General features: G+C 66.4%; 24 protein-coding genes. 22 read left to right on the top strand and 2 right to left on the bottom strand.

The features are described from left to right. Window positions 1-23 precede the first annotated feature (23 nt). The 15 genes from WFK98_RS10220 (at window position 24) to WFK98_RS10150 (ending at window position 15,799) form a co-directional block, all read left to right on the top strand. Window positions 24-884, top strand: a complete 861-nt coding sequence (locus WFK98_RS10220; RefSeq protein WP_266337899.1) for a carbohydrate ABC transporter permease — start codon at window positions 24-26, stop codon at window positions 882-884. Then, the gene (locus WFK98_RS10215) at window positions 881-1,843 is read left to right on the top strand and encodes a carbohydrate ABC transporter permease (protein ID WP_336800127.1); all 963 of its coding nucleotides are present in this window, start codon (window positions 881-883) and stop codon (window positions 1,841-1,843) included. The genes WFK98_RS10220 and WFK98_RS10215 overlap by 4 nt, the downstream gene beginning before the upstream one ends. Beyond that, window positions 1,840-2,931, top strand: coding sequence for an ABC transporter ATP-binding protein (locus WFK98_RS10210; protein WP_336800126.1), 1,092 nt, complete (start codon window positions 1,840-1,842; stop codon window positions 2,929-2,931). The genes WFK98_RS10215 and WFK98_RS10210 overlap by 4 nt, the downstream gene beginning before the upstream one ends. 2 nt (window positions 2,932-2,933) lie before the next feature. Beyond that, window positions 2,934-4,004: an ABC transporter ATP-binding protein gene (locus WFK98_RS10205; RefSeq protein ID WP_336800125.1), complete on the top strand. Its 1,071-nt coding sequence runs from the start codon at window positions 2,934-2,936 to the stop codon at window positions 4,002-4,004. 16 nt (window positions 4,005-4,020) lie between these two features. Then, complete coding sequence (locus WFK98_RS10200) at window positions 4,021-5,109, top strand: Gfo/Idh/MocA family protein (RefSeq protein WP_336800124.1); 1,089 nt, start codon at window positions 4,021-4,023, stop codon at window positions 5,107-5,109. 21 nt (window positions 5,110-5,130) lie between these two features. Then, window positions 5,131-6,045, top strand: a complete 915-nt coding sequence (locus WFK98_RS10195) for a sugar phosphate isomerase/epimerase family protein (protein WP_266337894.1) — start codon at window positions 5,131-5,133, stop codon at window positions 6,043-6,045. 115 nt (window positions 6,046-6,160) lie between these two features. Further along, window positions 6,161-7,339: an aldose 1-epimerase family protein gene (locus tag WFK98_RS10190; RefSeq protein WP_266337893.1), complete on the top strand. Its 1,179-nt coding sequence runs from the start codon at window positions 6,161-6,163 to the stop codon at window positions 7,337-7,339. Window positions 7,340-7,515: 176 nt separating this feature from the next. Then, window positions 7,516-8,268 (top strand): SDR family NAD(P)-dependent oxidoreductase, encoded by a 753-nt coding sequence (locus WFK98_RS10185; RefSeq protein ID WP_266337892.1) that lies wholly within the window; start codon window positions 7,516-7,518, stop codon window positions 8,266-8,268. Window positions 8,269-8,407: 139 nt separating this feature from the next. Next, complete coding sequence (locus WFK98_RS10180; RefSeq protein ID WP_336800123.1) at window positions 8,408-9,601, top strand: CaiB/BaiF CoA transferase family protein; 1,194 nt, start codon at window positions 8,408-8,410, stop codon at window positions 9,599-9,601. Further along, on the top strand, window positions 9,598-10,368 hold the full coding sequence (locus WFK98_RS10175; RefSeq protein ID WP_336800122.1) for an enoyl-CoA hydratase/isomerase family protein: 771 nt from the start codon (window positions 9,598-9,600) through the stop codon (window positions 10,366-10,368). The genes WFK98_RS10180 and WFK98_RS10175 overlap by 4 nt, the downstream gene beginning before the upstream one ends. A 3-nt stretch (window positions 10,369-10,371) precedes the next feature. Beyond that, entirely contained in the window at window positions 10,372-11,325 is a 954-nt protein-coding gene (locus WFK98_RS10170) for an ABC transporter permease (RefSeq protein WP_336800121.1), read from the top strand. 49 nt (window positions 11,326-11,374) lie between these two features. After that, window positions 11,375-12,379 carry a sugar ABC transporter substrate-binding protein gene (locus WFK98_RS10165; RefSeq protein WP_336800120.1) on the top strand — a complete coding sequence of 335 codons (1,005 nt, stop codon included), beginning with the start codon at window positions 11,375-11,377 and terminating at the stop codon, window positions 12,377-12,379. A gap of 79 nt (window positions 12,380-12,458) precedes the next feature. Further along, a complete protein-coding gene (locus WFK98_RS10160; RefSeq protein ID WP_336800119.1) occupies window positions 12,459-13,949 on the top strand; it encodes a sugar ABC transporter ATP-binding protein in 1,491 nt (496 codons plus the stop codon). A gap of 163 nt (window positions 13,950-14,112) precedes the next feature. Further along, window positions 14,113-15,048 carry a sensor domain-containing diguanylate cyclase gene (locus tag WFK98_RS10155; protein WP_266337886.1) on the top strand — a complete coding sequence of 312 codons (936 nt, stop codon included), beginning with the start codon at window positions 14,113-14,115 and terminating at the stop codon, window positions 15,046-15,048. Between the two features lie 82 nt (window positions 15,049-15,130). Continuing rightward, on the top strand, window positions 15,131-15,799 hold the full coding sequence (locus WFK98_RS10150) for an HAD-IA family hydrolase (RefSeq protein ID WP_336800118.1): 669 nt from the start codon (window positions 15,131-15,133) through the stop codon (window positions 15,797-15,799). A gap of 10 nt (window positions 15,800-15,809) precedes the next feature. On the opposite strand, the gene WFK98_RS10145 is transcribed toward WFK98_RS10150, so the two are convergent. Next, window positions 15,810-16,847, bottom strand: a complete 1,038-nt coding sequence (locus WFK98_RS10145) for a LacI family DNA-binding transcriptional regulator (protein ID WP_336800117.1) — start codon at window positions 16,845-16,847, stop codon at window positions 15,810-15,812. 341 nt (window positions 16,848-17,188) lie between these two features. Between WFK98_RS10145 and WFK98_RS10140 the strand changes: the two genes are divergently transcribed. The 4 genes from WFK98_RS10140 (at window position 17,189) to WFK98_RS10125 (ending at window position 21,284) form a co-directional block, all read left to right on the top strand. Further along, window positions 17,189-17,920, top strand: coding sequence for an SDR family oxidoreductase (locus tag WFK98_RS10140; protein WP_266337883.1), 732 nt, complete (start codon window positions 17,189-17,191; stop codon window positions 17,918-17,920). A gap of 509 nt (window positions 17,921-18,429) precedes the next feature. Next, window positions 18,430-19,413 (top strand): ABC transporter substrate-binding protein, encoded by a 984-nt coding sequence (locus tag WFK98_RS10135; protein WP_266337882.1) that lies wholly within the window; start codon window positions 18,430-18,432, stop codon window positions 19,411-19,413. 71 nt (window positions 19,414-19,484) lie between these two features. Beyond that, window positions 19,485-20,519 (top strand): ABC transporter permease subunit, encoded by a 1,035-nt coding sequence (locus WFK98_RS10130; RefSeq protein WP_266337881.1) that lies wholly within the window; start codon window positions 19,485-19,487, stop codon window positions 20,517-20,519. Then, window positions 20,520-21,284 carry an ATP-binding cassette domain-containing protein gene (locus tag WFK98_RS10125; protein WP_266337880.1) on the top strand — a complete coding sequence of 255 codons (765 nt, stop codon included), beginning with the start codon at window positions 20,520-20,522 and terminating at the stop codon, window positions 21,282-21,284. An 80-nt stretch (window positions 21,285-21,364) separates the two neighbouring features. On the opposite strand, the gene WFK98_RS10120 is transcribed toward WFK98_RS10125, so the two are convergent. Further along, window positions 21,365-22,255: a sugar-binding transcriptional regulator gene (locus WFK98_RS10120; RefSeq protein WP_336800116.1), complete on the bottom strand. Its 891-nt coding sequence runs from the start codon at window positions 22,253-22,255 to the stop codon at window positions 21,365-21,367. A 294-nt stretch (window positions 22,256-22,549) separates the two neighbouring features. Here WFK98_RS10120 and WFK98_RS10115 point away from each other — a divergent pair, with 294 nt between their 5' ends. From WFK98_RS10115 to WFK98_RS10105, 3 genes are read left to right on the top strand one after another with little or no spacing between them, the layout of a single operon-like run. After that, complete coding sequence (locus WFK98_RS10115; protein WP_336800115.1) at window positions 22,550-23,464, top strand: tagatose-bisphosphate aldolase; 915 nt, start codon at window positions 22,550-22,552, stop codon at window positions 23,462-23,464. Between the two features lie 30 nt (window positions 23,465-23,494). Then, entirely contained in the window at window positions 23,495-24,436 is a 942-nt protein-coding gene (locus WFK98_RS10110) for an ROK family protein (protein WP_266337877.1), read from the top strand. 4 nt (window positions 24,437-24,440) lie between these two features. Continuing rightward, on the top strand, window positions 24,441-24,977 hold the full coding sequence (locus WFK98_RS10105; protein WP_336800114.1) for an AAA family ATPase: 537 nt from the start codon (window positions 24,441-24,443) through the stop codon (window positions 24,975-24,977). The last annotated feature ends 3 nt before the right edge of the window (window positions 24,978-24,980 follow it).

The raw sequence follows: 24,980 nt of genomic DNA, 5'->3' as shown, positions 1-24,980 counted from the left end.
CTGCCGAGGAAACGAGTCGACCCATGCGGCGTTCACCCGCCTTTGAAACCTTCCGTTATGCCGCGATTGCGCTTGCGCTCGCGCTGACGCTGCTGCCCATCCTCTGGATGGTGTCGATGGCCTTCAAGCCGATCCCGGAATGGTCGGCGACCGGTGCGGACCTGACCTGGATTCCGCGCGCGCCGACGCTCGACAATTTCCGCTTCGTCTTCGGCGAAAGCACGTCCGACCTGATCGTCGCGCTGGAGCGCACCGCCTGGCGGCCGATCCTGTCGTCGCTACTCTCGGCCGTGTTCGGCACGGTTATCGCCATGGGCTGCGGCACCGCCGCCGCCTATGGCCTGTCGCGCTTCGGCTCGGGCAAGAACCTGCCGCTGGCGCTGATCCAGCTTCGCCTGTTCCCCCCGATGGCGGTGATGATCCCGATCATGATCATGTGGGCCTTCCTCGGCCTGATCGATACGTGGTGGGGTCTGGCGCTGATCTACGGCATCGTCACGCTGCCCTTCGCCTTCTGGCTGATGAAGACCTTCTTCGACGAGATGCCGCGCGAGATCGAGGAAGCGGCGCTGGTCGAGGGTTGCTCGCGCTTCCGCGTCTTCATGAAGATCACGCTGCCGATGATGCGCGCGCCGCTCGCCTCCTCGGCGCTGCTGGTCTTCATCCTGAACTGGTCGGACTATCTGATCGCGCTGCTGCTGACGACGAAGAACTGGGTCACCATCCCGGTCTACATGGCGTCCCTGTCGTCCTCGATGACCGGCCAGCTCTATGGCGCCAAGGCGGCGCTCGGCCTGCTCGCGGCGATCCCGCCCGTCATCCTCGGCATCGCCATCCAGAAGCACCTGGTCCGCGGCCTGACCTTCGGAGCGCTGAAGCAATGAGCGCCACCGAAACCATCCCGAGCGCCGCCTCGGCGACGCCGCCGCGCGCGGCCCAGCCCGTCGACCTGGAATCGCGCCGCCTCGGCTTCCGCCTGACGCTGCCGACCCAGTTGCTCGTGCTGTTCATCGCCGTCTTCCCGCTGCTGATGCAGCTCTACATCAGCCTGACCGACTGGTCGCCGCTCGACGGCGTCAGCTGGTGGAGGGCCTGGCAGTCCTGGAACAATTTCGCCAACTATACCGACCTCATGGAAGACCGGCGCTGGTGGGGCGCGCTCTGGCGCACCTTCATCATCATGGCCGTCTGCGTGCCGGCCGAGTTCCTGCTGGCCCTGGGCCTCGCCACGCTGTTCATGGACGACTTCCCCGGCAAGCGGATCTTCTACTCGATCCTGCTGATGCCGATGATGGTCGTGCCTGCGGTCGCCGGCTACATGTTCTTCATGTTGTTCCAGTCGAGCGGGCCGCTCAACGGCATCCTCTCGGCGCTTTCCGGCATGGATGTCCGCATCGCCTGGCTGTCCGATCCGACGCTGGCGCTCGTCGCCGTCATGATCGCCGACATCTGGCAGTGGACGCCGCTGATGTTCCTGATCCTGCTCGCCGGCCTCGTCGGCGTGCCGGAGGACCAGCTGAAGGCGGCGACCCTGCTTGGCGCCAGCTGGCGGCAGCGCTTCTTCACGATCATGCTGCCGCGCATCAAGACGATCATGGTGATCGCGCTGGCGATCCGCGTCATCGAGATCTTCAAGATCTTCGACACGCTCTACATCATGACCGGCGGCGGCCCCGGCGTCGCGACCGAGACGATCTCCGTCTACGTCTACAAGGTCACCACGCAGGACCTGATCTGGGGCTATGTCGCGGCGATCGCGCTCGTCATCCTGATCGTCCTCTCCGTGCTCGCCGTCTTCGCCATGAAGCGGATGGAAGCCGCCAAAAGGGAGGGCCGGGCATGACCACGATCCGCCTCGAAAACCTCGTCAAGCGCTTCGGCGACTTCACTGCGCTGAAGACGATGGATCTGGAGATCCGCGACGGCGAGTTCATGGCGTTGCTGGGGCCTTCCGGCTGCGGCAAGTCGACGACCATGAACATGATCGCCGGCATGGAGGACCCGTCCGGCGGCCGCATCCTGTTCGACGGCCGCGACATGAACGGCGTACCGATGGGCAAGCGCGGCGTCGGCTTCGTGTTCCAGAACTACGCCATCTTCACCCATATGACGGTTCGCCAGAACCTCGCCTATGGTCCGAAGATGCGCGGCATGAGCCGGTCGGAGATCGACCGCCGCGTGAAGAACATCGCCGATTTCCTGCAGCTGACGCCGCTGCTCGACCAGAAGAGCGCCAAGCTCTCGGTCAACATCCTGCAGCGCCTCGCCATCGGCCGTTCGGCCATCGTCGAGCCGGCGATCTTCCTGCTCGACGAGCCCCTGTCGAATGTCGACGCCGCCTTCCGCGCCGTGATGCGGACGGAGTTGAAGCATCTGCAGAAGCAGTTCAGGCAGACCATGGTCTATGTCACGCACGACCAGCTCGAGGCGATGACCATGGCCGACCGCATCGCGGTGATGGATCATGGCGTGCTGCAGCAGGTCGGCACCCCGCTCGAGGTCTATAACAACCCGGCCAACATCTTCGTCGCCAGGTTCATCGGCGCGCCGGGCATGAACCTGATCGCCGGCGAACTGGCCGAGACGGATCGCGGCCTCGCCGTCGATCTCGGGGCCTGGGGCGTCTCGCCGCCGCTGCCGGACGATCTCGCCGCCGCGGCGCGCGCCGCCGGCAGCCGGGCCGTGCAATACGGCTTCCGGCCGGAGGAGGCGACGCTTGCCGCCGAGGGGCAGGGGCTGCGTGCCCGCGTCACCTTCGTCGAGCGCATCGGCGCCCGCACCATCGTTCATGTCGAAAGTGGCCAGCCGGCCAAGATCGTCGCCGGCAACGATGTCGGCTTCTCGGTCGGCGACGTCGTCTCGATCGTGCCGGCGCCGCAGGCCGTCCGCCTGTTCGACGCCGCTTCCACTGCCGCGATCCGGGGAGGCTGAGCATGGCCGAGATCACCTTCGAGAACGTCTCGAAGCGCTATGGCGACACGCTGGCGCTCGACCGGGCTTCCTTCACCATCCGCGACAACGAGTTCTTCTGCTTCTTCGGCCCGCCATCCTCCGGCAAGACGACGATCCTGCGCCTGATCCTCGGGCTGGAGACGCCGGACGAGGGCGAGATCCGCATCGGCGGCAAGCGGGTCAACGAGGTGACGCCGGCGGAACGCAACGTCGCCATGGTGTTCCAGAACCTCGCGTTGTTCCCGCATATGACCGCGCGCGAGAACATCCGCTTCCCGCTGGTCGAGCGGAAGGTGCCGGAGGCGCAGATTGCTGCCAAGCTCGCCTCGGTCGCCGAGAAGCTGCATATCGGCCACATCCTGCACAAGCCGCCGGCGCAGCTCTCCGGCGGCGAGCGCCAGCGTGTGGCGATCGCCCGGGCGCTCGTGCGCGATCCGGCCGCCTATCTGATGGACGATCCGATCTCGGCGTTGGATGCCCGGTTGCGGGAAGAGACCCGCGTCGAGCTGAAGCGGCTGCAGCAGGAGCTCGGCCACACGCTGGTCTATGTCACGCATGACCAGGAAGAGGCGATGTCGGTCGCCGACCGGATGGCGATCCTGGAGCGCGGCATCATCCGCCAGGTCGATGTGCCGCGCGCCATCTACGATCGTCCGGCCAGCCGCTACGTCGCCGGCCTCGTCGGCGCGCCGACCATCAACCTGCTCGCCGGAACGGCCGATACGGTTAACGGAAGGCTAACAGCAGCGGATGGCGCGATCCGCCTGCCGCTCGCCGGCGTGCCCGAGCGCGCCACCGCCTTCGGCATCCGTCCCGAGAGCCTCAAGCTCGCGCCCTGGCGCGACGGCGACGGCGCGGCGGCGACGATCTTCGAGGTCGAGCCGCTCGGCGGCTTCACCGTGGTGACGCTGACCGCCGGCGAGGAACGGCTCAGGGCGCTGCTGCGCGGCCAGCCGAAATTCGTGGCCGACCAGAAGATCACCCTCTCGGTCGATCCGGCCGACATCCACTTCTTCGCGGCGGACGGCTCGGCCGTCGCCCGCGCCCAATAAAAAGACGGAGGAACCCATGGCAGACTCGAAGGGCTTCGCGCCCGATCCGGAGATCCGGGTCAAGGATCTGAGGATCGGCGCCATCGGCGCCGGCATGATCATGGCCGAGTGCCACCTGGCCGCCTATCACGAGGCCGGTTTCCCGGTCGTCGCGATCGCCTCGCGCACCAAGGCGAACGCCGCCAAGGTGGCCGAGCGCTGGTCGATCCCGACCGTGCACGAGACGCCGGAAGCGCTGATCGAGGATGAGACGATCGAGATCCTCGACCTCGCCTTTCCGCCCGACCAGCAGCCGGCGCTGATCCGCCACGCGCTGAAGCAGAAGCACATCAAGGGCATCCTGGCGCAGAAGCCGCTGGCGCTGACGCTGGAGGAGGCGATCGCGCTTCGCGACGAGGCCAAGGCCGCCGGCAAGATCCTCTCCGTCAACCAGAACATGCGCTACGACCAGTCGATGCGCGTGCTGAAGCAGATCCTCGACAAGGGCGAGCTCGGCACGCCTGTCATCGCCACCATCGAGATGCGCGCCATCCCGCACTGGCAGACCTTCCTGGAAGAGTACGACCGACTGACGCTCTCGAACATGAGCGTGCATCACCTTGATGTGCTTCGCTTTCTGTTCGGCGAGGTCGACGAGATCTACACCGCCGCCCGCACCGATCCGCGCACCAAGTTCGAGCACAAGGACGGCATCACCGCCTCGACGATCAAGTTCGCCTCGGGCGTCTTCGCCGTGTCGCTGGAGGACGTCTGGTCCGGCCCGCGCGAGGAAGGCTTCGACAGCGACATCTACATCAAGTGGCGGGTCGAGGGCACGGACGGTGTCGCCCAGGGCACGATCGGCTGGCCGACCGGCGCCGCCTCGACGCTGTCCTATGCCTCGAAGCGCACCACCGGCGGCAAGTGGGTCACGCCGGAATGGGACACGATGTGGTTCCCGCATGCCTTCAAGGGCGTGATGGAGCAACTGCAATACGCGGTGAAGACGGGCGATGCCCCGGCGCTCACCGTCGCTGACAACGTCAAGACCGTGGCGCTCATCGAGGCGGGCTACCGCTCGATGGCCGAGGGCCGCGCCGTCAAGCTTTCCGAAATCGCTATCTGAAGTTCAGGGAGGAACTCGATCATGATGCAGACCGGCATTTTCACCGGCTATTTCCCCTACGGCCTCGATGAGACCGCCAAGAAGATCAAGGGGCTCGGCTTCAACACCGTCCAGCTCGACCTGCACTTCAAGGATCTCGACCTCTCGGCCGGCCAGATCACCAAGGCCAAGGCCAAGCAGGTCAAGGACACCTTCCGTGACCACGACCTGCCGATCTGCTGCATTTCCGGCTACACCAACATCATCCACCCGGACAAGGATGAGCGCGCCCGCCGCGTCGGCTACCTGAAGGAGATCATCCGCAACGCGCGCGATCTCGGCAGCCCCTATGTCATCTCGGAAACCGGCACCTACAACACCGACTCCGACTGGGTGCACGACCCGAAGAATAAGACCGAGGAAGGCTTCGAGGAATGCCGCAAGGTCATCGCCGAGCTGTCGCAGGAGGCCTATGACCACGGCGCCGTCTTCCTGCTCGAGACCTACGTCAACAACGTCGTCGGCTCGGTCGAGGAGACCGTCCGCATGTTCGCGCAGGTCGATCATCCCGGCCTCGGCCTGCTGATGGATCCGACCAACTATTTCGAGACCCACAACATCGACCGCATGGATCAGATCCTGAACCAGGTGTTCGATACGCTGACGGACAAGATCAAGATCGCCCATGCCAAGGACGTGAAGCGTTCGGGCGACGACAAGAGCGAGAAGCACGCCGATATCGGCGATTCCGATGCACTCGAGAGCCACACCTTCCGCGGTGTCGGCGAGATCGAACTGCCGGCGCCGGGCCTCGGTTCGCTCAATTACGACCTCTACCTGCAGCGCCTCTCGGAAAAGCACCCGAACATCCCGGTGATCATCGAGCACCTGTCGGAAGACGACGTGCCGCGCGCCAAGAAGTTCCTCGACGGCAAGCTGCGCGCCAACGGTCTCTGATCCGGCGGGCTCGTCGAGCCTGGGGACAGACAGAAAAATTCCCTCTCCCGTTCGCGGGGGAGGGTCGGGCGAGACTTCCTTGCCCTCCACGAAACAGGACAATCAGGACACGACCATGGTGCAACTTTTCGGGCGGACTTTTTCGCGACGCGAACTGGCGGAGCATTCCGGCATGCTGTCGCAATTCGCGGGCGTCCGGCTGACGACGCTCGGCGACGGCGTCGAGCGCGGCATCCGCATGCTCGAATTCCGCACCGGCGCCGGCCTGCGCTTCACCGTGCTCGTCGACCGCGCGATGGACATCGCCGATCTCGATTATCAGGGAACCTCGATCGGCTGGCATTCGCCGGCCGGCTTCCGCAACGCCTTCCTGCACGAATATGAGGGTGAGGGCGGCCTCGGCTGGATGCGGTCCTTCTCCGGCCTGCTCGTCACCTGCGGCCTCGACCACATCCTGTTTATGCATGAGGCGCCGGCCGACAGCTATGTCTACGGCCCGCGCAAGACCGTGAAGCATTCGCTGCACGGCCGCGTCGGCACTATTCCCGCCCGCCTCACCGGCTATGGCGAGGCCTGGGACGGCGACGAGTGCACGCTGTGGGCGGAAGGCGTCGTGCAGCAGTCGACCGTCTTCGGCGAAGACCTGCACCTGATCCGCCGCATCGAGGCGAAGGTCGGCTCCAACGAGATCAAGCTCACCGACCGCGTCGTCAATCACGGCTTCTACAAGACGCCGCACATGTACTGCTACCACATCAATCCGGCGGCGCCGCTGCTGGAAGAGGGCGCCCGCTATGTCGCGCCGATCGAGGAAGTGGTCTGGGCAGCCCATGCCGGCGCCGACTATCGCAAGCAGGGCGTCGGCTACCGCACGCTGCCCGCGCCGCAGAAGAACTTCCATGAGCAGGTCTGGCAGCACGAGATGAAGGCCGACGCCAACGGCCTGGTGCCGGTGGCGCTGGTCAACGACCGTCTGGGCCTCGCCTTCGAGGTCGAGACCCGCAAGGACCAGTTCCCCTGCCAGTTCGAATGGCAGAACCTGCAGGCCGGCCAGTATGCCGTCGGCCTGGAGCCGTCGACCAACCACGTGCTCGGCCAGACCTATGCGCGCGAGCACAATGAACTGATCTGGCTCGAGCATGGCGACGAGCGCCGCTACGACACGACGTTCCGCATCCATGCCGGCAAGGAAGCGACGGCGGCGCTGGAGAAGCGCATTGCCGGTCTCGCCGTGCAGCCGACCGAGGAATACCCGGAGCCGACGGGCAACCACCGTCCGATCAAGGGACGCTGATGCGCGCTTCTGCCCGTCGCCCCAACTCGCCGTCATCCCCGCGAAAGCGGGGATCCCTCCCGCCGCTCAGTCGGGAATCTGGCGCCTCTCCTGTTGGCGATACGGCTGAATGGATCCCGGGTCGCGCTGCGCTTGCCCGGGATGACGGCAGAGTTTGCGATATTTGGAACTGACAGATGACCATCCAGAACAAGACCATCCTCTATACCGGCGCGGCAGGCGGGCTCGGCCTGCCCTCGACGCTGGCGTTCCTCGCGGCCGGCGCCACCGTGGTCGCCATCGACAACGACCCGGCCAAGGGAGAACTGCTCCGGGCGGCCGCCGCCGAGGCGGGCCATGACCGGCTCATCTTCCGGGCGCTCGACCTTTCCGATCTCGCCGGGCTGAAGACGGCGCTGGAGGCGATCTCCGCCGAGGTCGGCGGCTTCGACGTCGTCATCAACAACGCCGCGATCTACCCCTCGAAACCGTTCGAGGAGTACACGATCGAAGAGCATCAGGCGGTGCAGCGGATCAATGTCGATGCCGGCATCGTCTGCGTGCAGGTCGCGCTGCCCTCGATGCGCGCCAAGGGCTTCGGCCGCATCATCAACATCGCCAGCGTGACGCTCTCGGGCGGCTGGGCTAACCTGTCGCCCTACATCCAGTCGAAGGGCGCGCTGGTCGGCCTGACGCGGGCCTGGGCGCGCGAGTTCGGCCCCTATGGCGTCACCGTCAACGCCATTTCGCCCGGTGCCTTCCCGACCGATGCCGAGAAGATCCATCCCGATCCCGAAGGCTACACCCGCCACGTCCTCGACCATCAGGCGGTCAAGCGCCGGGGCGAACCGGCGGATATCGCCAACGCGCTGATCTTCTTCGCCTCCGAAGGCTCCGGCTTCGTCACCGGACAGACGCTGAACGTCGATGGCGGCTGGTGGATGACGTGACCCATTCGCATGCGCGCCGCCGTCATCCCGGGCGGAGCGAAGCGGAGACCCGGGATCCATGCGGCCTCCTCCAACGGGCCGGATGGATCCCTGCTTTCGCAGGGATGACGGATAGTTCGGATCTTTGAGGTTTTAGAAAATGGGCATTCTTTCCGGGTACCGCGTGCTCGATTGCTCGATCGCCATGGCGGGGCCGTTCGCGGCGCAGCGCCTGGGTGATCTCGGCGCCGACGTCGTCAAGGTCGAGCCGATCAATGGCGAGTGGCAGCGCCATGTCGCGGCCGGCGGCGCGCGCGGCAATAAGGTCAACGTCTCGTTCCTGTCGCTCAACCGCAACAAGCGCTCGCTCGCCATCGACCTGAAGAACCCTGACGGCAAGGCGATGCTGCTGGAACTGGTGAAGACGGCTGACGTCTTCCTGCAGAACTATCGTCCCGGCGTCGCCAAGCGGCTCGGCGTCGACTACGAGAGCCTGTCGAAGATCAATCCGAAGCTGATCTACGTCTCGATCTCCGGCTATGGCGAGGACGGGCCCTATCTGCACCGCCCGGGCCAGGACCTCGTGCTGCAGGGCATGTCGGGCGCCATGCTTTCGTCCGGCCGCGACGGCGAGCCGCCGACCGCCGCCGGCCAGTATCTGGTCGACGCGATCACCGCCTACACCGCCTTCGAGGGCGCGCTGGCGGCGCTGCTGCATCGCGAGCGGACGGGCGAGGGCCAGTTGGTCCAGGTCAACATGCTGGACGCGATTACCACGATCCAGATGCAGGAACTCTCCGTCTTCACCGTCGCCGGCAAGCCGCAGACCCGCTCGGCCGAGCCGCATGCGCATGTCTACATCCGCGCGCCCTACGGCGCGTTCGCGACGACCGACGGCTACATCATCGTCTCGTTCCCGAAGCTCGCGACGCTTGGCGCCGTGATCGGCGAGGACAGTTTCCTCACCATGGACGACGAGATCGACACCTGGGAGAAGCGCGACGAGATCTTCGCCAAGACGCGCGACAAGCTGAAGACCAAGTCCTCGGCCGAATGGCTGGAGCTCTTGCGCGCGGCCGATATCTGGTGCGGCCCGGTCTACGGCTATGCCGATCTCGTCGAGGACGAGCAGATCAAGCACAACGGCACCTTCGTCGAATATGACCATCCGACCGAAGGCCATGTGAAGACGCCGGGCTTCGCGATCAAGTTCTCGAAGACGCCTTCGACCGTCGAGCGCGGCGCGCCGCTGACCGGCGAGCATACGCGTGCCGTTCTGGCGGAGGCCGGTCTCGACGAGGCCGCCATCAACGACCTGATCGCCAAGGGCGCGGTGGGCGAGGGCGCAGCATGACCGACGACATCCTCTTCACCGTCGACGGTCCCGTCGCCACCATCACGCTGAACCGGCCGCAGAAGCTCAACGCCGTCACGCCGGAAATGTCGAAGGCGATCGTCGCCGCCGTGCAGGAATGCAATGACAGCGACACGATCCGCGTCGTCATCGTCACCGGCGCCGGCGAGCGGGCGTTCTGCGCCGGCTCCGACATCAAGGAGCTCGACACTTACGAGACGCCCTGGCAGTTCCGCAATCGCGCCGATTATTGCGACGCGATCCGCAAGCTGCTGAAGCCGACCATCGCGGCGGTGAACGGCTACGCCTTTGGCGGCGGGCTGGAGACGTCGCTCTCCTGCGACATCCGCATCGCCTCCGAGAATGCCCAGTTCGCGGCACCCGAGATCAAGCTCGGCTGGATCGGCGGCGGCGGCATGGCGACCTTCCTCGCCCATTCGGTCGGCCCGTCCAACGCGGCGCTGATAATCATGACCGGCGATCCGATCCCGGCCGAGAAGGCGCTGGCCTGGGGCCTGGTGTCGGAGGTCGTGCCGCAGGCGGACCTGCTGGCCCGCGCACGGGCGATCGCCGACGTGATCGCCAGTCGCGCGCCGATCGCGGCCGAAACGGCGAAGCTGAACCTGCAGGCGGCTTTCACCATGCCGCAGGAGCAGGCGATCCACTACGAGCGCGACCTGCAGACCATCTGCTTCGCCACCGAAGACGCCGCGGAAGGCCGCGCCGCCTTCAAGGAAAAGCGCCAGCCCACCTTCAAGAGACGCTGATCCATGACTGCTGCCAATGTCGTCCGCTTCGTGCGGACGCGCCGCGAGGCGACCGTTCTCGCGATGCTCGTTCTTGTCTTCATCGGCCTGACCTTCGCCAGCGAGTTCTTCCTGACGGGGCGCAACCTTTCCAATGTCGCGCGCCAGATCTCGGTCGTCGGCATCGTCGCGCTCGGCCAGGCTCTGGTGATCATCGCCGGCGGCATCGACCTGTCGGTCGGCTCGGTGATCGGCCTTTCGGCCGTCACCGGCGCGATCGTCTCGGCGACAACCGGCATGCCGTCGTTTGGCATCGCCGGCGCGATCGGCATCGGCATGGCGATCGGTTTCGCCAATGGCGTGTTGATCACCAAGCTACGGATCAATCCGTTCATCACCACGCTCGGCACGCTGTCGATCGCGCGGGGCGCGGCGCTGCTGATCACCAACGGCAATCCGCAGCGCTTCGACAACTGGGCGGCGTTTCTCGGCTACGGCAAGATCGGCGGCTTGCCGGTGCAGTTTATTCTGCTCGTCGTGCTGACGATCCTCGTCTGGCTGTTCGCGACGCGGACGCGCTGGGGTCGCAACGTCTATGCGGTCGGCGACAATGCCCGCGCCGCGCGGCTCGCCGGCATCGACGTGGCGAAGACGCGCATTCTCGTCTTCACCGTCTCGGGCAGCCTCGCCGGCCTCGGCGGCCTGCTGCTCGGCGGCATGCTGACCAACGCCAATCCCAATCTCGGCCTCGGCTACGAGCTCGACGTCATCGCCGCGGTCATCCTCGGTGGTGTCGCCCTGGCCGGCGGTCGCGGCTCGATCGGCGGCGTCGTTATTGGCGCGGCGCTGATCGGCCTGCTCCGCAACGCGTTCGTCCTGCTCAATGTCTCGGGCTACTGGCAGACCATCACCATTGGTCTCGTCGTCATCCTCGCCGTTGGCGCGGACAGCCTGAACCGCCGCAGCGAAGAAGACTGAGGCGGTCGCGACCGCCGACGTCTCACCAAGTTCAACTCTGGAGGAAACCATGACTACATTCGATCGCCGCCGCTTCCTGATGCTCTCGGCAGCCGGCCTCGCCTTGCCGCTGGTGCCGCGCCTGGCGCTGGCCGAGGAAGCAGCCCTCTCCGAAGCCGCCAAGGCCGTTGGTGGCACCATCGTCGCCCAGGGCCCGGCGCCGAAGCCGCTCCGCCTCGCCGTGCTGTCGTTCCAGGGCTCGTCCTTCTGGGAAGCCGCCGATAAGGGCATCGTCGCGGCGACGGAATACCTGAAGCCGCTCAACACGGCGGTCGACTACATCCAGCTCGGCACCGGCCTGACCGCCGAGGTCATGGTCGCCGGCATCGATGGCGCGCTGACCAAGCAGTATGACGGCATCGCCGCCGTGCCGATCTTCGACGGCACCGTCGCCAAGGTGAACGAGGTGGTCGCCGAGGGCGTGCCGTTCATCTCCTTCATCGCCGACTCGGCCGAGAAGTCGAACCGCAACGTCTCGATGGGCATGCTCGCCTATGACGCCGGCGCGAAGGCGGGCGAGTTCATCGCCAAGCAGACCGGCGGCAAGGGCAAGATCGCCGTCATCACCGGCTATCTCGGCGCGGCCCAGCACGACGCCCGCATGAACGGCGCGCTCGACCTCATCAAGAAGAACTACCCCGACATCACCATCGTCGGCCCGTTCGAGTGCAAGGACGACGACGCCACCGCCTATTCGCAGGCGACCGACGTCATGACCTCGAACCCGGACCTGTCGATCATCTACGTGACGGCGGGCGGTTCGGAAGCGGCGGCCAAGGCGGTGCGCGACGCCAAGGCGACCGGCAAGGTCGGCGTCGTCGGCTACGACAACCTGCCGGAGAAGCAGCAGTACAAGGACGGCGGCGAGATCCTCGCGCTGATCGATCAGGCGCCGGCGCGCCAGGCCTTCGACAGCATCGTCATGCTGCACAATATGCTGGGCTTCGGCGCCACCTATCCGGCCGAGATCGCGATCGACGCCCCGGTCGTGCTCGGCAAGGGCGCCAAGACCTGAGCCTCCGGCGCTTTCGCCCCATCGCAAACTCCCTCTCCCGTACGCGGGGGAGGGTTCCAATCCCCAATCCGAGATCCCCATGACCGACTGCCTTCTCTCCGCCCGCGGCATCGCCAAGTCCTTCGACCAGAACCGCGTCCTGCACGGGGTCGATTTCGATATCTCGGCCGGGCAGGTCGTGGCGCTCCTCGGCGAGAACGGGGCCGGCAAGTCGACCTTCGTCAACATCCTCTCCGGCGCGCTGCCGCGCGACGGTGGCACGATCGCCTGGAACGGCGCGGAGACGGTGTTCCGCGACACTCGCTCGGCGCTCGACGCCGGCATCATCCACATCCACCAGGAACTCTCGCTGATCTCCTCGCTGTCGGTGATGGAAAACCTGTTCATCGGCGACTACAGGACCGGCAGGTCCGGCTTCATCGACCGCAAGTCGCTGGCCGCCAAGGCGCGCGAGCTACTGGCGCGGGTGGGCGCCGCGCATATCGATCCGCGCGTCGAGGCCGGTTCGCTGTCGACCGCCGAGCAGCAGATCGTCGAGATCGCCAAGGCACTGGCGCGCAATGCCCGCCTGCTCATCCTTGACGAGCCGACCGCCTCGCTGACGCCGCATGAGGCCGAGGCGCTGTTCGCGATCGTGCGGGACCTCCGCGCCCATGGCGTCGCCATCATCTTCATCAGCCATCGCTTCGACGAGGTGTTCGCGATCTCCGACCGGGTCGTGGTGCTGCGCGATGGCCGCGTCGTCGGCGATCGGCCGGTGGCAGAGACCACCCGGGCCGGCATCATCGCCGACATGACCGGGCGCGCCTTCACCTTCGATGCGCTCGATGCGCCCGCTATCGCGGCCGATGCGCCGATCCGGCTGAAGGCCGATGCGATCGCCGACAAGGGCCGCGTCGGGCCCGTCTCGTTCGCGCTTCGCAAGGGCGAGATCCTCGGCATCTTCGGCCTGGTCGGTGCCGGGCGCACGGAACTTCTGGAACTCCTCTGCGGCATGCGGCCGCTCGCCGTCGGCTCGATCTCGCGACCGGACGGCGTCGTGCCGGGGAATGCCACCGAGGCGTGGCGAAGCGGCCTGGCGCTGCTCCCCGAAGGCCGCAAGACCAACGGCATCCTGCCCAGCCTGTCGCTGGCCGAGAACGTCGCCGTGGCGAAGCGGCAGAAGAGCAGCGGCATCCTCGACCTCGGCGCCGAAAAGTCGCTGTTTTCCCGCTTCCGCGAGGCGCTCGGCATTGTCAGCGAGGGGCCGGAGCAGCCCATCCGGCGCCTGTCCGGCGGCAACCAGCAAAAAGTGATCTTCGCCCGCTGCCTCGCCTCCGAGCCGGATATCCTGTTCCTCGACGAGCCGACGCATGGCGTCGATGTCCGCACCAAGGCGGACATCTACAGGCAGATCCAGGATCTGGCGAAGAAGGGCATGAGCGTCGTCTTCGTCTCGTCGGAGCTGCCGGAAGTGCTGGCGCTCGCCTCGACCGTCATGGTGCTGTCGCGCGGCCGGCAGACCATGCTCGCAGCCAACCAAGGGTTGACCGAGAACGACGTCCTGACCGCCGCCTTCGCCCAGGCCTGACCGCGAGCTTCGCCTGGGAAGAGCCCGCCGCAGTCCCGAACATCGCTCGCGGCGGTGCTGGCAGAGCGTTGCCAGTTCCGCTACCTTTGCGCGGCAAAGTTCGCGCATCCGAAGCTGCCTTCTCGAAGGCCGGCGCGGCGTGTGGAGCGGTGGAGACGGTTGGTTGGACGCGAGCATCTGTTCGAGGATTGCACAACTCTATGATGCTTCGGATGTCCTAGTCGCGGTCTATGACGGCTTCGACCGGCTTCGCTATGCCAATCCGGCCTTTCGCGCCGCCTATTTCGTCGAGGCGGACGAGGCGCCGACCTGGGCGGAGATCATGCGCCGCAACCATGCGCTCGATCGCGGCACGGTTCTGCGTGTCCCTGATCTTGAGTCCTGGCTGACCTCCACCCTGTCGCGTCGCGGCAAGACGGGTTTTCGCGCCTTCGAGACGGACCTGCATGACGGACGCTGGCTCTGGATGACGGAGACGGTCGAAGGCGATGGCTGGATGCTCTGCATCGCCAGCGACATCAGCCATATCCGCGCCGACGAGCGCTCGGTTCGCCAGGCGCGCGACGTCGCCATCAAGGCGTCCTACACCGACGACCTGACCGGCGTCGCCAACCGGCGATTCCTGACCGCCCGGATCGAACAGATCCTTGCCGATCATCATGTCTCGCCCCAGCATGCCGGCTGCCTCGCGGTGATCGACCTCGACAATTTCAAATTGGTCAACGACCGCTTCGGCCACCAGACCGGCGACCTTGTGCTGCAGGACTTTGCCAGCAAGATCCAGGGCCAGCTGCGGCGGTCGGACTGTTTCGGGCGCATGGGCGGCGAGGAGTTTGCGCTGACTTTCCCGGATACGCCGCTGGAACACGCCAGGCTGATGCTGGAGCGGATGCTGACCGTTGTGCGCCTGTCGAAGCCGCTCGCCAACTATCCCGACTTTTCCTACACTTTCTCCGCCGGCCTCACGTCGAGCCGTCCGGACGACGTGTTGAGCGACTTCTACCGGCGCGCCGACGATGCGCTCTACCGGGCCAAGGTGTCCGGGCGCAACCAGGTCCAGGCCTCGGACGGCTCGATCGATTGGGCCGAAGCGCGTTAGCCCGCAATTTCCAGACAATCGCCGATATTTCTAGCCTTTCGGCTGAGGGCTTGATCTTCACGGCCTCGAAATGGAGCTTCTGATGTCCGGTGTTCTCTTGTTCGACCTCGACGGGACGCTGCTCGATATCGATCACCTGCACTACGAGGCCTGGCGGCAACAGGTCGCCCGTCTCGGTGTCGCGCTCGACCCGCAGCGCTACCGGACACAGGTAATGGGCTTTCCGAACGAAACCATTCTCGCCGATCTCGTGCCCGCGCTTTCCCGCGAGGAGGGAGCGGCGCTGGTCGAGGCGAAAGAGGTACTCTTCCGCTCGCTGGCGACCGACCTCGTGCCGGCCGAAGGGCTGCTCGATTTCCTCGGCTGGGTCGACAATACCGGCGCGCGCTACGGCGTGGTCACCAACGCGCCGCGTCCGAATGCCGAGCAGGAACTCGCCGGCATCGGCCTTGCCGAACGGTTCGCGACGGTGGTCATCGGCGATGAACTGGCCCACGCCAAGCAGCATCCGCTGCCCTATCTCGTCGGGCTGGAGCGCCTAGGCGGCTCGGCCGCGCACAGCGTCGCCTTCGAGGATTCGATCTCCGGGATCCGCGCCGCCGTGGCTGCGGGGCTTGCCGTCGTCGGCCTTACGACGGGCCTGCCGGCCGAACGGTTGCTGCAGGAGGGAGCGGGGCTCGCCATCCCGCATTTCGACGATCCGCGTCTCCGACCGTTCGTCGCCGCCTGCCTGGAGGGCGTCCCGGCCTGACCGAGCCGCTTCAGGCCGAGGCTCGCATCACCAGCTTGCCCTCGAGACGTAGCTGCTGCGGCGGCCGATCGCCGTCAGCGGCATCCTCGCTCTCCACGCGCTCCAGCAGGATCGAGACGGCGTTCTGGGCGAGCTGGTCGAAATCCTGCGCCACCGTCGTCAGCGGCGGGCAGCCATAGCGGCTGTGCGGCTGGTCGTCATGGCCGGCAATGCGGATGTCGCAGCCGGGTTCGCGGCCGATGCGGAGACCATGCTGGAAGGCCGCGGCCATGACGCCGACGGCGCAGCGGTCATTGGCGCAGAGAACCGTGCGGGTCGGGAAGCCCGGCCCCCGCAGGACGCGCTGCGCTTCCTCGAAGGCTATATCCTCGAAGCGCCAGTCATTCTTGGCCGTCACCGCCACCACCTCGGGCTTGAGGCCGAGGCGCTGCATGGTCGTGACATAGGCCAGCTTGCGCTCTGGCCCGTTCTGGTTGACGGCCGGCATGTCGAAATAGGTCGGCGCGTCGCCGCTGCGGCACAGATACTCGGTGATCAGCGGGACGCTCTGGAAATTGTTGGTGCCGACGAAGGGCGTGTCCTCGTCGAGGCTCGAATCAAGGAAGACCATCGGGATTCGCGCCCTGAGGCTGCGGATCAACTGCTGGTCGGAGTGGACGCCAAGCGGGGCTACGATGGCGCCGGCGATCTTCAGCGACAGCAGCGTCTCGATCGAGCGGGCCTCCAGCTGCGCATCGCCGCGCGACGAAAGCACGATCGCGAGGTAGCCGCGCTCGACGCAGCGCATCTCGATCCGGCGCACCAGTTCGGAGAAGAACGTGTCGGCCGTGTCCGGCACGATCAGGCCGACGATCTTCGGCCGCTTCTTGTTCAGGTTCACCGCGAAGAGGTTGGGGCGGTACTCGTATTTCGCCAGCGCCTTCTCGATCTGCGCGCGGGTGGATTTGCGCACGCTGTCGGGGTCGTTGAAATATTTCGAGACCGTCGGTCGCGAAATGCCGCTCAGCGCCGAGAACTCCGCCATGTTCTTGATGGTGCGATCGGTCATTCGCGTTCTTTCAACTTCAGGCTCTGGCGGGGCATGCAGCCGTGCTTCACGGCGGCCGAGATAGACGTCCCGTCGACGCGTCGAGACGCCTTGCCGAATTTTCGGGCAAGGCCGGACGGGAGACGTAAAGGCAGACTAACAGACTGCTTTACGCGTGCAAATTTCCAAGTTGACGTACTGGGGCGGAATGTTAGCCTCCGGGAAGGGTTGCGGGACCGGGAGGAGGCGCGGGACTGAATGTCTCGCGCGCGGGCCCAAGCCAGCACGCATCATCGACGAAGCGCCGAAACCGGACGGACGTTCCGGCGGCCTGCTCCGTCGTGCGACCGGGGAGGGTCAGCATGAGCCGTGATCTCAAGGGAAAAGTCGCGCTGGTTACCGGCGCGAGTTCAGGCATCGGCCGCGCCATGGCGCGCATGTTGGCCGGGCAGGGGGTGCGTCTCGCGCTCGTCGGCCGTTCGGCGGAACGTCTTCAGGCGGTTCGCAGCGAATTCCCGGATGCCGAGGCGCTTGTCATCGCCGCCGACCTGACCAAGCCGGCCGAGGTCGAGCGCACCATCGCCGAGACCGTCGCCCGCTTCGGCCAGATCGACATCCTGCTGGCCAATGCCGGCCTCTATCTCTCGGGCGATCTCGTCGACGGCAAGGCCGACGATTTCGACGAGGTGATCGGTGTCAACATCAACGCCGTGTTCCGCGCCGTGCGCGCGGTCTTGCCCGGCATGATCGAACGCGGCTCGGGCGAGGTGATCGTCACCAGCTCGGTCGCCGGCCATCAGGCGATTCCGTGGGAGCCGGTCTACAGCGCCACGAAGCATGCGGTGCAGGCCTTCGTGCATGGCGTCCGCCGCCAGGTCGCGCCGCACGGCGTGCGGGTTGGCGCCGTCGCGCCGGGCGTCGTTCTGAACGAGCTCTGGGGCTATTCCGACCCGGGCGTGATCGCCGCCAAGGCGGCGGCGCGGGAGGGATTGCTGTCCGAGGACATCGCCGACGCGGTGCTGTTCATGTTGACCAGGCCGGCCAATGTCACGATCCGCGATCTGGTCATCCTGCCGCAGAACCAGGACATCTGACCCGCTTTTCGCGGCCGGGACGCGGTGAGCAACGCTCGCCGCGCAAGGTGGCCGGCTCGGAATTGGCGGGAATCTGCCAATTCCGCTTGGGTATGCCCTAGAGGCAGGCGTGCAAACTTAGCTTGCGTAAAATATCGGATTGACCTCGTCGAAGCGCGCATCTAGGCTTCCCTCAACAAATAAGAAATGGGAGGGCTTGGCTCTGCGGGGCCATCAGCCGGATTTGCTGGATTAGTCTCGGCGTTGCCTGTGATAGAGCGCGATCAGGATTATTTTGTCTGACGTTTGATGCGTCAGTCTGTGACGTTGCTTGCCGAAATTCTTCGCTATTCGATTTTCAGTTCCGGCGCGCATGGCGCGCCAGCGCCCAATCAAGGTCGCATCGGTCGCCGCAGGCGCCGTTGCCGGCCGAGACCATCCGCACGAACAGTCCCGAAGAAGGGCGTCGGCGGATGAACCACCGTTGCTAGGCAACAGCTTGCAATTCAAGGCAAACACGAGGGAACGCCATGAAGAGAATCGTTACTGCACTTGCGGCTCTTGCTGTCGGGGCGACCGTCCTGACCAGCTCGATCGCGGCCCACGCCCAGGACAAGAAGTTCACCGTCGCCCTGATCCCGGGCCTGACGACGGACGGCTTCTACATCACCATGCGCAAGGGCGCCGAGGCTGCGGCCAAGGCGGTCGGCGCCGAGCTCGTCTTCCAGGGCGCGCCGGAATTCAACCCGGTCCTGCAGGTTCCGGTGCTTGACGCCATCATCGCCCGCAAGCCCGACGCGATCCTGATCGCCCCGACCGACAAGGTCCAGCTGGTCGAGCCGCTCAAGAAGGCCCAGGCGGCCGGCATTCCGGTCATCACCGTCGATACCTTCATCGGCACCGGCAACTATCAGACCGGCGCCGGCGATGCCGACTTCCCGCTCGCCTACATCGCCTCGGACAACGTGCTCGGCGGCCGCATCGCCGCCCGCTCGCTCGCCAAGGCAATCGGCGAAAAGGGCAAGGTCTTCGTTTCGAACGTCAAGCCGGGCGTCTCGACGACCGACCAGCGCGAAGAAGGCTTCAAGGACGAGATGAAGAACTTCCCGGGAATCGAAGTCCTGGAAACCCAGTTCAACGACAACGACTCGAACAAGGCAGCCTCGCAGCTGCAGTCGGTCTTCGCCCGCAACCCCGACCTCGCCGGCGTCTTCGGCGCCAACCTGTTCTCGGCCCTCGGCGCCGCCAATGGCGTCCAGCAGGCCGGCCAGACCGGCAAGGTCAAGGTCGTCGCCTTCGACGCACCGCCGTCGATCGTGGACAACATCAAGTCGGGCCTGGTCGATATCGCCATCGCCCAGCATCCGGCTGAAATCGGCTACTACGGCCTGATCTCCGCCTTCGCCCATCTCACGGGCCAGTCGATCCCGGTCTCGATCGGCACCGGCTTCACCGTGATGGACAAGGATAACGTCGACAAGCCGGAAATCGCGCAGTTCATCTACAAGGATTGAGCCGCCGGCGCCGTCGGGCCACCGGTCCGGCGGCGCTCCCCTTCTGTTCGATACCTGTTACGGAGTGGCGCATGTCCGCCCATACGTCTACGGAATCGCGCGCGGACCCCACCCAGTCCCGGTCACGTCAGCTGATCGTTCGCATTGCGGCCCTGCGCGCCTGGCTGTTCCTCGCTCTGCTGCTGATCTTCTTCGAGACATGGTCCCGGGTCAGCTATGGCCAGACCTTCCTGTTCTCGGCCTATAACGCCCAGTCGATCGCGATCTTCGCCGTCGCCCCCCTGCTTCTGGCGCTCGGATCGACCTTTGTCATCATTTCCGGCGGCATCGATCTTTCGGTCGGCTTCATCATGGGCCTTGCCGCCGTCATCGCGGCGCATGCCACCAATCTCGCCGGCCATTCGCTGCCGCCCTTCGCGGCGATGCTGGTCGGCATCCTGGCCGGCCTCCTGGTCGCGCTCGGACCGGGCTTCGTCAACGGCTTCCTGATCTCCAAGCTGAAGGTGCCGCCCTTCATCGGCACGCTCGGCATGTTCGGCGTGGCGCGCGGCGTCGCCTTCCTGCTTGCCGGCGGCACCACGGTCCCGGTCGCCAATGCCTGGTTCGCCTCGCTCGGCAACGGCCGCATCTTCGGCATCCCCGTCATCGTCGTCATCACGATCCTGTTCGTGCTGCTGATGCACTATGTCCTGTCGCAGACCCGCTTCGGCCAGCACACCTATGCCATCGGCGCCAACGAGCAGGCGGCAATCCGCTCCGGCATCAACGTGCCGCGCCATATCCGCAAGCTCTACCTCCTCTCGGCGCTCTGCGCCGGCCTCGGCGGCGTGCTCTACGCGGCGCGCTTCACGGCAGGTGCGGCGCAGGCCGGCGAACCATTGCTGCTCGACTCGATCGCTGCGGTCGTGATCGGCGGCGCCAGCCTGTTCGGCGGCTCGGGCACCATCCTTGGCACGGTTGCCGGCGCCCTGGTGATCGCGGTGATCCAGTACGGTCTCGTCTTCATCAATGTCGAGCCGTTCTGGCAGTTCGTCGCCGTCGGCGTCGTCATCATCATCTCCGTGCTCGTCGACCAGACGCAGCGCAAGCTCGGTGGGGATCGCTAGATGTCCGTGCAAACCAGACTGCCGTCCCAGGAGCCCGTGCTTGACGTCCGCTCCGTCTACAAGCGGTTCGGCGGCGTGGAGGCCCTGAAGGGGGTCTCGATGTCGCTCTACCCCGGCGAGGTCGTGGCGCTTGCCGGTGACAACGGCGCCGGCAAGTCGACCCTGATCAAGACGATCTCCGGCGTGCATGGCCCCGATGGCGGCGAAATCCGTTTCGGCGGCGAGGTGGTCAACTTCGCCACGCCTGAAGCCGCCCGCGCGCATGGCATCGAGACGATCTACCAGGACCTCGCGCTCGCCGATAACCTGTCGATCGGCGCCAACATCTTCCTCGGCCGCGAGCCGATGAAGCGCGTCTTCGGCTTCATCCCGGTTCTCGACCGGCCGGCCATGGCCAAGGCCGCGAAGGAGACGATGGCGCGGCTCGATTTCCATGTGAACCGGCTCGATGCGCCGGTCGGACGGTTCTCGGGAGGGCAGCGGCAGGCGGTGGCGATCGGGCGGGCGATCTACTGGAACGCCCGTGTCCTGATCATGGACGAGCCGACCGCGGCGCTCGGCGTGCCCGAGCAGCGCAAGGTCGTGTCGCTGATCCAGAACCTGAAGGCGCAGGGTCGGGCGATCATCTTTATCTCGCACAATCTGCAGGACATCTTCGCGGTCGCCGACCGCATCGTCGTCCTGCGTCGCGGGTCGCTCGCCGGAGAACGCAAGATCGCCGACACCAACCCGGACGAGATCGTCAAGCTGATGGTCGGCGGCTGAAATCGACCTCCAGCACCGTTTCGACTTCCAGCCTGTGGCGGCCGCCTTCGCGCGGCCGCCATTTTCGTCCGGATATCGCGTCAGAGGCTGTCCAGCACCGCCTGCGCCGTGCGGACGTCGGTCACCAGCGCATTGACGAGCCCGGCCCGGACGGCGCCGAGGATCGCCGGCACCTTGCCGGCCGAGACAGCAACACCGATCACCAGCGGCGTGGCGCGCAGTTGCGACGGCGAGATGGCGATCAGGCGGTCCTCACCCTCCCAGGGCAGGGCATGGCCTTCGACATCGAAATAGTGGCGGACGACGTCGCCGGCGGCGTGGGCGAGCGCCTGCTCGTGCGGCGTCGCCGAGGAGGGGCCCTCGGCCGTATGCGTCAGGCCGATGCCGACGAGCGCTGCGTCGAGCCTTTCCCAGAGCGCGACGTTCTCGCGGATGATCGGATCGCTCAGGAAGGCGTCGCGGGTCTCCGGCGAGGGCAGGTAGGGCGCATGGATGAAATGTGGCGTGCCGGCCATCTGCTCGGCGGCGAGGCGGACGAACTCGTTGATCTGGAAGTGCGCGGCCGACTGCTGCATGCCGCCGGTCGCCGGCACGGTGATGACGCCGGGAAGGCTCGGCAGGCCGGCCTGGATCACCTCGCGGATGGCGCGGCCCCAGCCGATCGCCAGCACCGAGTCCTGTTTCAGCCCGGCATCGCGCAGAAGATTGCCGACCGGGGCGGCGAGAGCCGCCATGACGCCCGCCTCGGGTGCATCGACCACCGCCGCCTGCTTCAGCCCGAGCGCCTCGACTAGCCGCTGGTTGAGCTCTTCCGGCGTCGCGATGTCGGGGATCTCGATCCGCACGATCCCCTCGTCGCGCGCGCGCCGCAACAGCCGGGAGATCGTCGCCGCCGAGACGTTCAGCCGACGCGCGATCTCGACCTGCGAGAGGTCGGCCTCGTAGTGCAGCTTGGCGACGGTGTGCAGCATCGTGCGGGTCGCAGCGGTGTCCTGGGATGACGAAGAGGACAGCTTGAAATTCCTTTCTGAAAGATGATACACATACACGCATCAGCTTGAGGGAGCCACCGCAGAGACGCCGCGTGCTCGAACCGCCAGCCTTCCGTGCATAGTCCATTCGGGCAGGGGCGGTCCATAAAAGCGACGGGCATCGGCAAGGGATCGGGATTTCGCCGCCAGTTGCGGTAGAATGGACCGGTTCGGTGGCTTGAAGAACTTCGCCAGCGCCCGGCAAGGCCGGTGCCCAAAATCGGACCGCGCAGCATGACCCGTATGTCGACATCGGAATTCCGTGGCTACCAGCAGATCTGCGGGCGCGACGGCGCCATGATGGTGATCGCCTGTGACCAGCGCGGCGGCATGCGCACGCTGCTCGCGGCGTCTCCGGAAGAACAGGCGAAGATCAGCAACGACATACTGGGCGAGACCAAGTCGGACATCACCCGCTATCTCGCCAACGAGGCTTCCTGCGTGCTGCTCGACCCGCTCTGCGCCGTGCCGCATGTGATCGAGAACGGCTCGCTGGCGCGCGATACGGCGCTTCTGATCGGCCTCGACGCTTCCGGCTGGAACACCTCGCCCGAGGGCTATCGCCTGTCGACGCTGGTGCCGGGCGTCACCGCCCGCCGCGTCCGCGAACTCGGCGGCACGGGCGGCAAGATCATGGTCTATCTCCGCGCCGACAGGCCGGAGGCGAACATCGCCAATATCGAGATCCTGCGCCAGTCGATCGAGGATTTTTCCCGCGAGGACCTGCTGCTGGTGGTCGAGTTCCTGACCTACCAGCTCGAGGGCGAGAGCAAGGAAGACTACAAGGCGAAGACGCCCTGGCTGATCGAGGAAGGCGTGCGCATCTCGCTGGAACTCGGCGCCAAGGTGCTGAAGATCCCCTATCCCGGCACGGCGGAATCCTGCGCCAGGATCTCGGCCATGGCCGGTGACGTGCCCTGGGCCGTGCTCTCGGCCGGCGTCGACCACGAGACCTTCCTCGGCCAGGTCGAGATCGCCATGCAGAACGGCGCGTCGGGCGTGATCGCGGGCCGTGCGCTCTGGAAGGACTGCATCCATCTCGACCGGGACATCCAGCGCGAGCGGCTGACGACGATCGCCGTGCCGCGCCTGCGCCAGATCCAGGAAGTGCTGGCGCGCTATTCGGCCCAGGCGCGCAAGGCGGCCTGATCCAATCATCTTACGGCGACCGGGTGCATCATGCCTGATACGTCAACAGCCATCGGCATCGACATCGGCGGGACTAACCTCCGGGCCGCCCGCGTTTCCGCCGCGGGTGAGATCCTGGAGCGGGTGTCCGAGCGGATCGACCGCGACGCCGACACCGCCATCGGCCGCATCATCGAACTGGTGCGCCAGCTCGATCGTCCGGACGTCACGTCGATCGGCATCGGCGTGCCGGGCCGCGTCGACGCCCGGCGTCGAACCGTGCTTTCCGGCGGCTATCTGAACCTCGCCGGCGCGGCGCTGGCCGAGAGGGTCGAGGCGGCGACCGGCAAGCCGGTCATCATCGACAATGACTGCAACATGGCGCTCGTCGCCGAGATCGCCGTCGGCGCCGGACGCGGCCGCGAGAACGTGGTCATGTTCACGATCGGCACCGGCATCGGCGGCGCCATCGTCCAGGAAGGCCAGATCCTGCGCGGGCGCGGCACCGCCGGCCAGCTCGGCCACATCACCGTCGATGTCCATGGCGCGGCCTGCGTCTGCGGCCGTCGCGGCTGCGTCGAGACGACCAGTTCGGGCACGGCGCTCGCCCGCCATATCCAGGAAGCCGGCCTACCGGCCGATACCACGATCGACGACATTTTCCGCCGTGCTGCGAAAGGCGGCCAGGCTGCCCGCCAGGTGCTGGACGCCTGGGCCGGCCCGCTCCGCGCCGCGATCGACAGCGCCTCGGCCGCCTTCGATCCCGACCTCGTGCTTCTCGGCGGTGGTCTCGGCAAGGCTGCCCACAAGGCGCTGCTCAAGATCCCGGCGCTGGCGCCCTGGTATCAGTATCCGGTGCTGGCGGCCGAGCTCGGCGACGATGCCGGCGTCATCGGCGCCGCCGTCTGCGCCCTGATCGAGCATCGCGTGCCGCTGCCACCGCCAGCGCTCGCAATGCCCGCTGCGCCGAACCTGCTCGAGCGGTCCGCGTGACTTCATGAAGCGCGCAGTCCTCGTCAACGGCATCCCCGCCACGGGAAAGAGCACGGTCGCCCGCGCCATTTCAGGTCGGACCGGCTGGATCATCCTGACGCTCGACACCATCAAGGAGCCGTTCTTCGATCAACTCGGGGTCGGTGACCGGGAATTCAATCGCGCGCTCGGGCGGGCGAGCTATCACGCCATCTGGTCGATCATCCGCGACGCGCCGGATGGCTCGAGCTTCATTATCGACGCCTGGTTCGGCTTTCAGCCGCGCGAGGTGCTGGAGGCGCACATCGAGCGAGCCGGCGTCGAGGCGACGGCGGAGATCTGGTGCCATGCGCCGGGCGAGGTGCTGGCGAAGCGCTATGGCGACCGGCTCGACCAGCGCCATGCCGGCCATCCCGGCGCCGCGTTCATTCCGGAGTTGATCGAACTCGCCAAGCGCGCCGCGCCGGTCGATCGCGGTCCGCGCTTCGACGTCGACACCACGCAGCCGACCGATATCGAGGCGATCCTCGCCTGGCTCAAGCCGGCGCTGAGGCTGGAGTAGCCC

This window comes from Kaistia sp. MMO-174, from assembly GCF_037147815.1.
Classification (GTDB): domain Bacteria; phylum Pseudomonadota; class Alphaproteobacteria; order Rhizobiales; family Kaistiaceae; genus Kaistia; species Kaistia nematophila.
This window is presented reverse-complemented; position numbering and strand designations above follow the sequence as displayed.

Coding starts and splice junctions, on each gene's coding strand:
- WFK98_RS10220 (WP_266337899.1), top strand. CDS start 24: ATGCGGCGTTCACCCGCCTTTGAAACCTTCCGTTATGCCGCGATTGCG.
- WFK98_RS10215 (WP_336800127.1), top strand. CDS start 881: ATGAGCGCCACCGAAACCATCCCGAGCGCCGCCTCGGCGACGCCGCCG.
- WFK98_RS10210 (WP_336800126.1), top strand. CDS start 1,840: ATGACCACGATCCGCCTCGAAAACCTCGTCAAGCGCTTCGGCGACTTC.
- WFK98_RS10205 (WP_336800125.1), top strand. CDS start 2,934: ATGGCCGAGATCACCTTCGAGAACGTCTCGAAGCGCTATGGCGACACG.
- WFK98_RS10200 (WP_336800124.1), top strand. CDS start 4,021: ATGGCAGACTCGAAGGGCTTCGCGCCCGATCCGGAGATCCGGGTCAAG.
- WFK98_RS10195 (WP_266337894.1), top strand. CDS start 5,131: ATGATGCAGACCGGCATTTTCACCGGCTATTTCCCCTACGGCCTCGAT.
- WFK98_RS10190 (WP_266337893.1), top strand. CDS start 6,161: ATGGTGCAACTTTTCGGGCGGACTTTTTCGCGACGCGAACTGGCGGAG.
- WFK98_RS10185 (WP_266337892.1), top strand. CDS start 7,516: ATGACCATCCAGAACAAGACCATCCTCTATACCGGCGCGGCAGGCGGG.
- WFK98_RS10180 (WP_336800123.1), top strand. CDS start 8,408: ATGGGCATTCTTTCCGGGTACCGCGTGCTCGATTGCTCGATCGCCATG.
- WFK98_RS10175 (WP_336800122.1), top strand. CDS start 9,598: ATGACCGACGACATCCTCTTCACCGTCGACGGTCCCGTCGCCACCATC.
- WFK98_RS10170 (WP_336800121.1), top strand. CDS start 10,372: ATGACTGCTGCCAATGTCGTCCGCTTCGTGCGGACGCGCCGCGAGGCG.
- WFK98_RS10165 (WP_336800120.1), top strand. CDS start 11,375: ATGACTACATTCGATCGCCGCCGCTTCCTGATGCTCTCGGCAGCCGGC.
- WFK98_RS10160 (WP_336800119.1), top strand. CDS start 12,459: ATGACCGACTGCCTTCTCTCCGCCCGCGGCATCGCCAAGTCCTTCGAC.
- WFK98_RS10150 (WP_336800118.1), top strand. CDS start 15,131: ATGTCCGGTGTTCTCTTGTTCGACCTCGACGGGACGCTGCTCGATATC.
- WFK98_RS10145 (WP_336800117.1), bottom strand. CDS start 16,847: ATGACCGATCGCACCATCAAGAACATGGCGGAGTTCTCGGCGCTGAGC.
- WFK98_RS10140 (WP_266337883.1), top strand. CDS start 17,189: ATGAGCCGTGATCTCAAGGGAAAAGTCGCGCTGGTTACCGGCGCGAGT.
- WFK98_RS10135 (WP_266337882.1), top strand. CDS start 18,430: ATGAAGAGAATCGTTACTGCACTTGCGGCTCTTGCTGTCGGGGCGACC.
- WFK98_RS10130 (WP_266337881.1), top strand. CDS start 19,485: ATGTCCGCCCATACGTCTACGGAATCGCGCGCGGACCCCACCCAGTCC.
- WFK98_RS10125 (WP_266337880.1), top strand. CDS start 20,520: ATGTCCGTGCAAACCAGACTGCCGTCCCAGGAGCCCGTGCTTGACGTC.
- WFK98_RS10120 (WP_336800116.1), bottom strand. CDS start 22,255: ATGCTGCACACCGTCGCCAAGCTGCACTACGAGGCCGACCTCTCGCAG.
- WFK98_RS10115 (WP_336800115.1), top strand. CDS start 22,550: ATGACCCGTATGTCGACATCGGAATTCCGTGGCTACCAGCAGATCTGC.
- WFK98_RS10110 (WP_266337877.1), top strand. CDS start 23,495: ATGCCTGATACGTCAACAGCCATCGGCATCGACATCGGCGGGACTAAC.
- WFK98_RS10105 (WP_336800114.1), top strand. CDS start 24,441: ATGAAGCGCGCAGTCCTCGTCAACGGCATCCCCGCCACGGGAAAGAGC.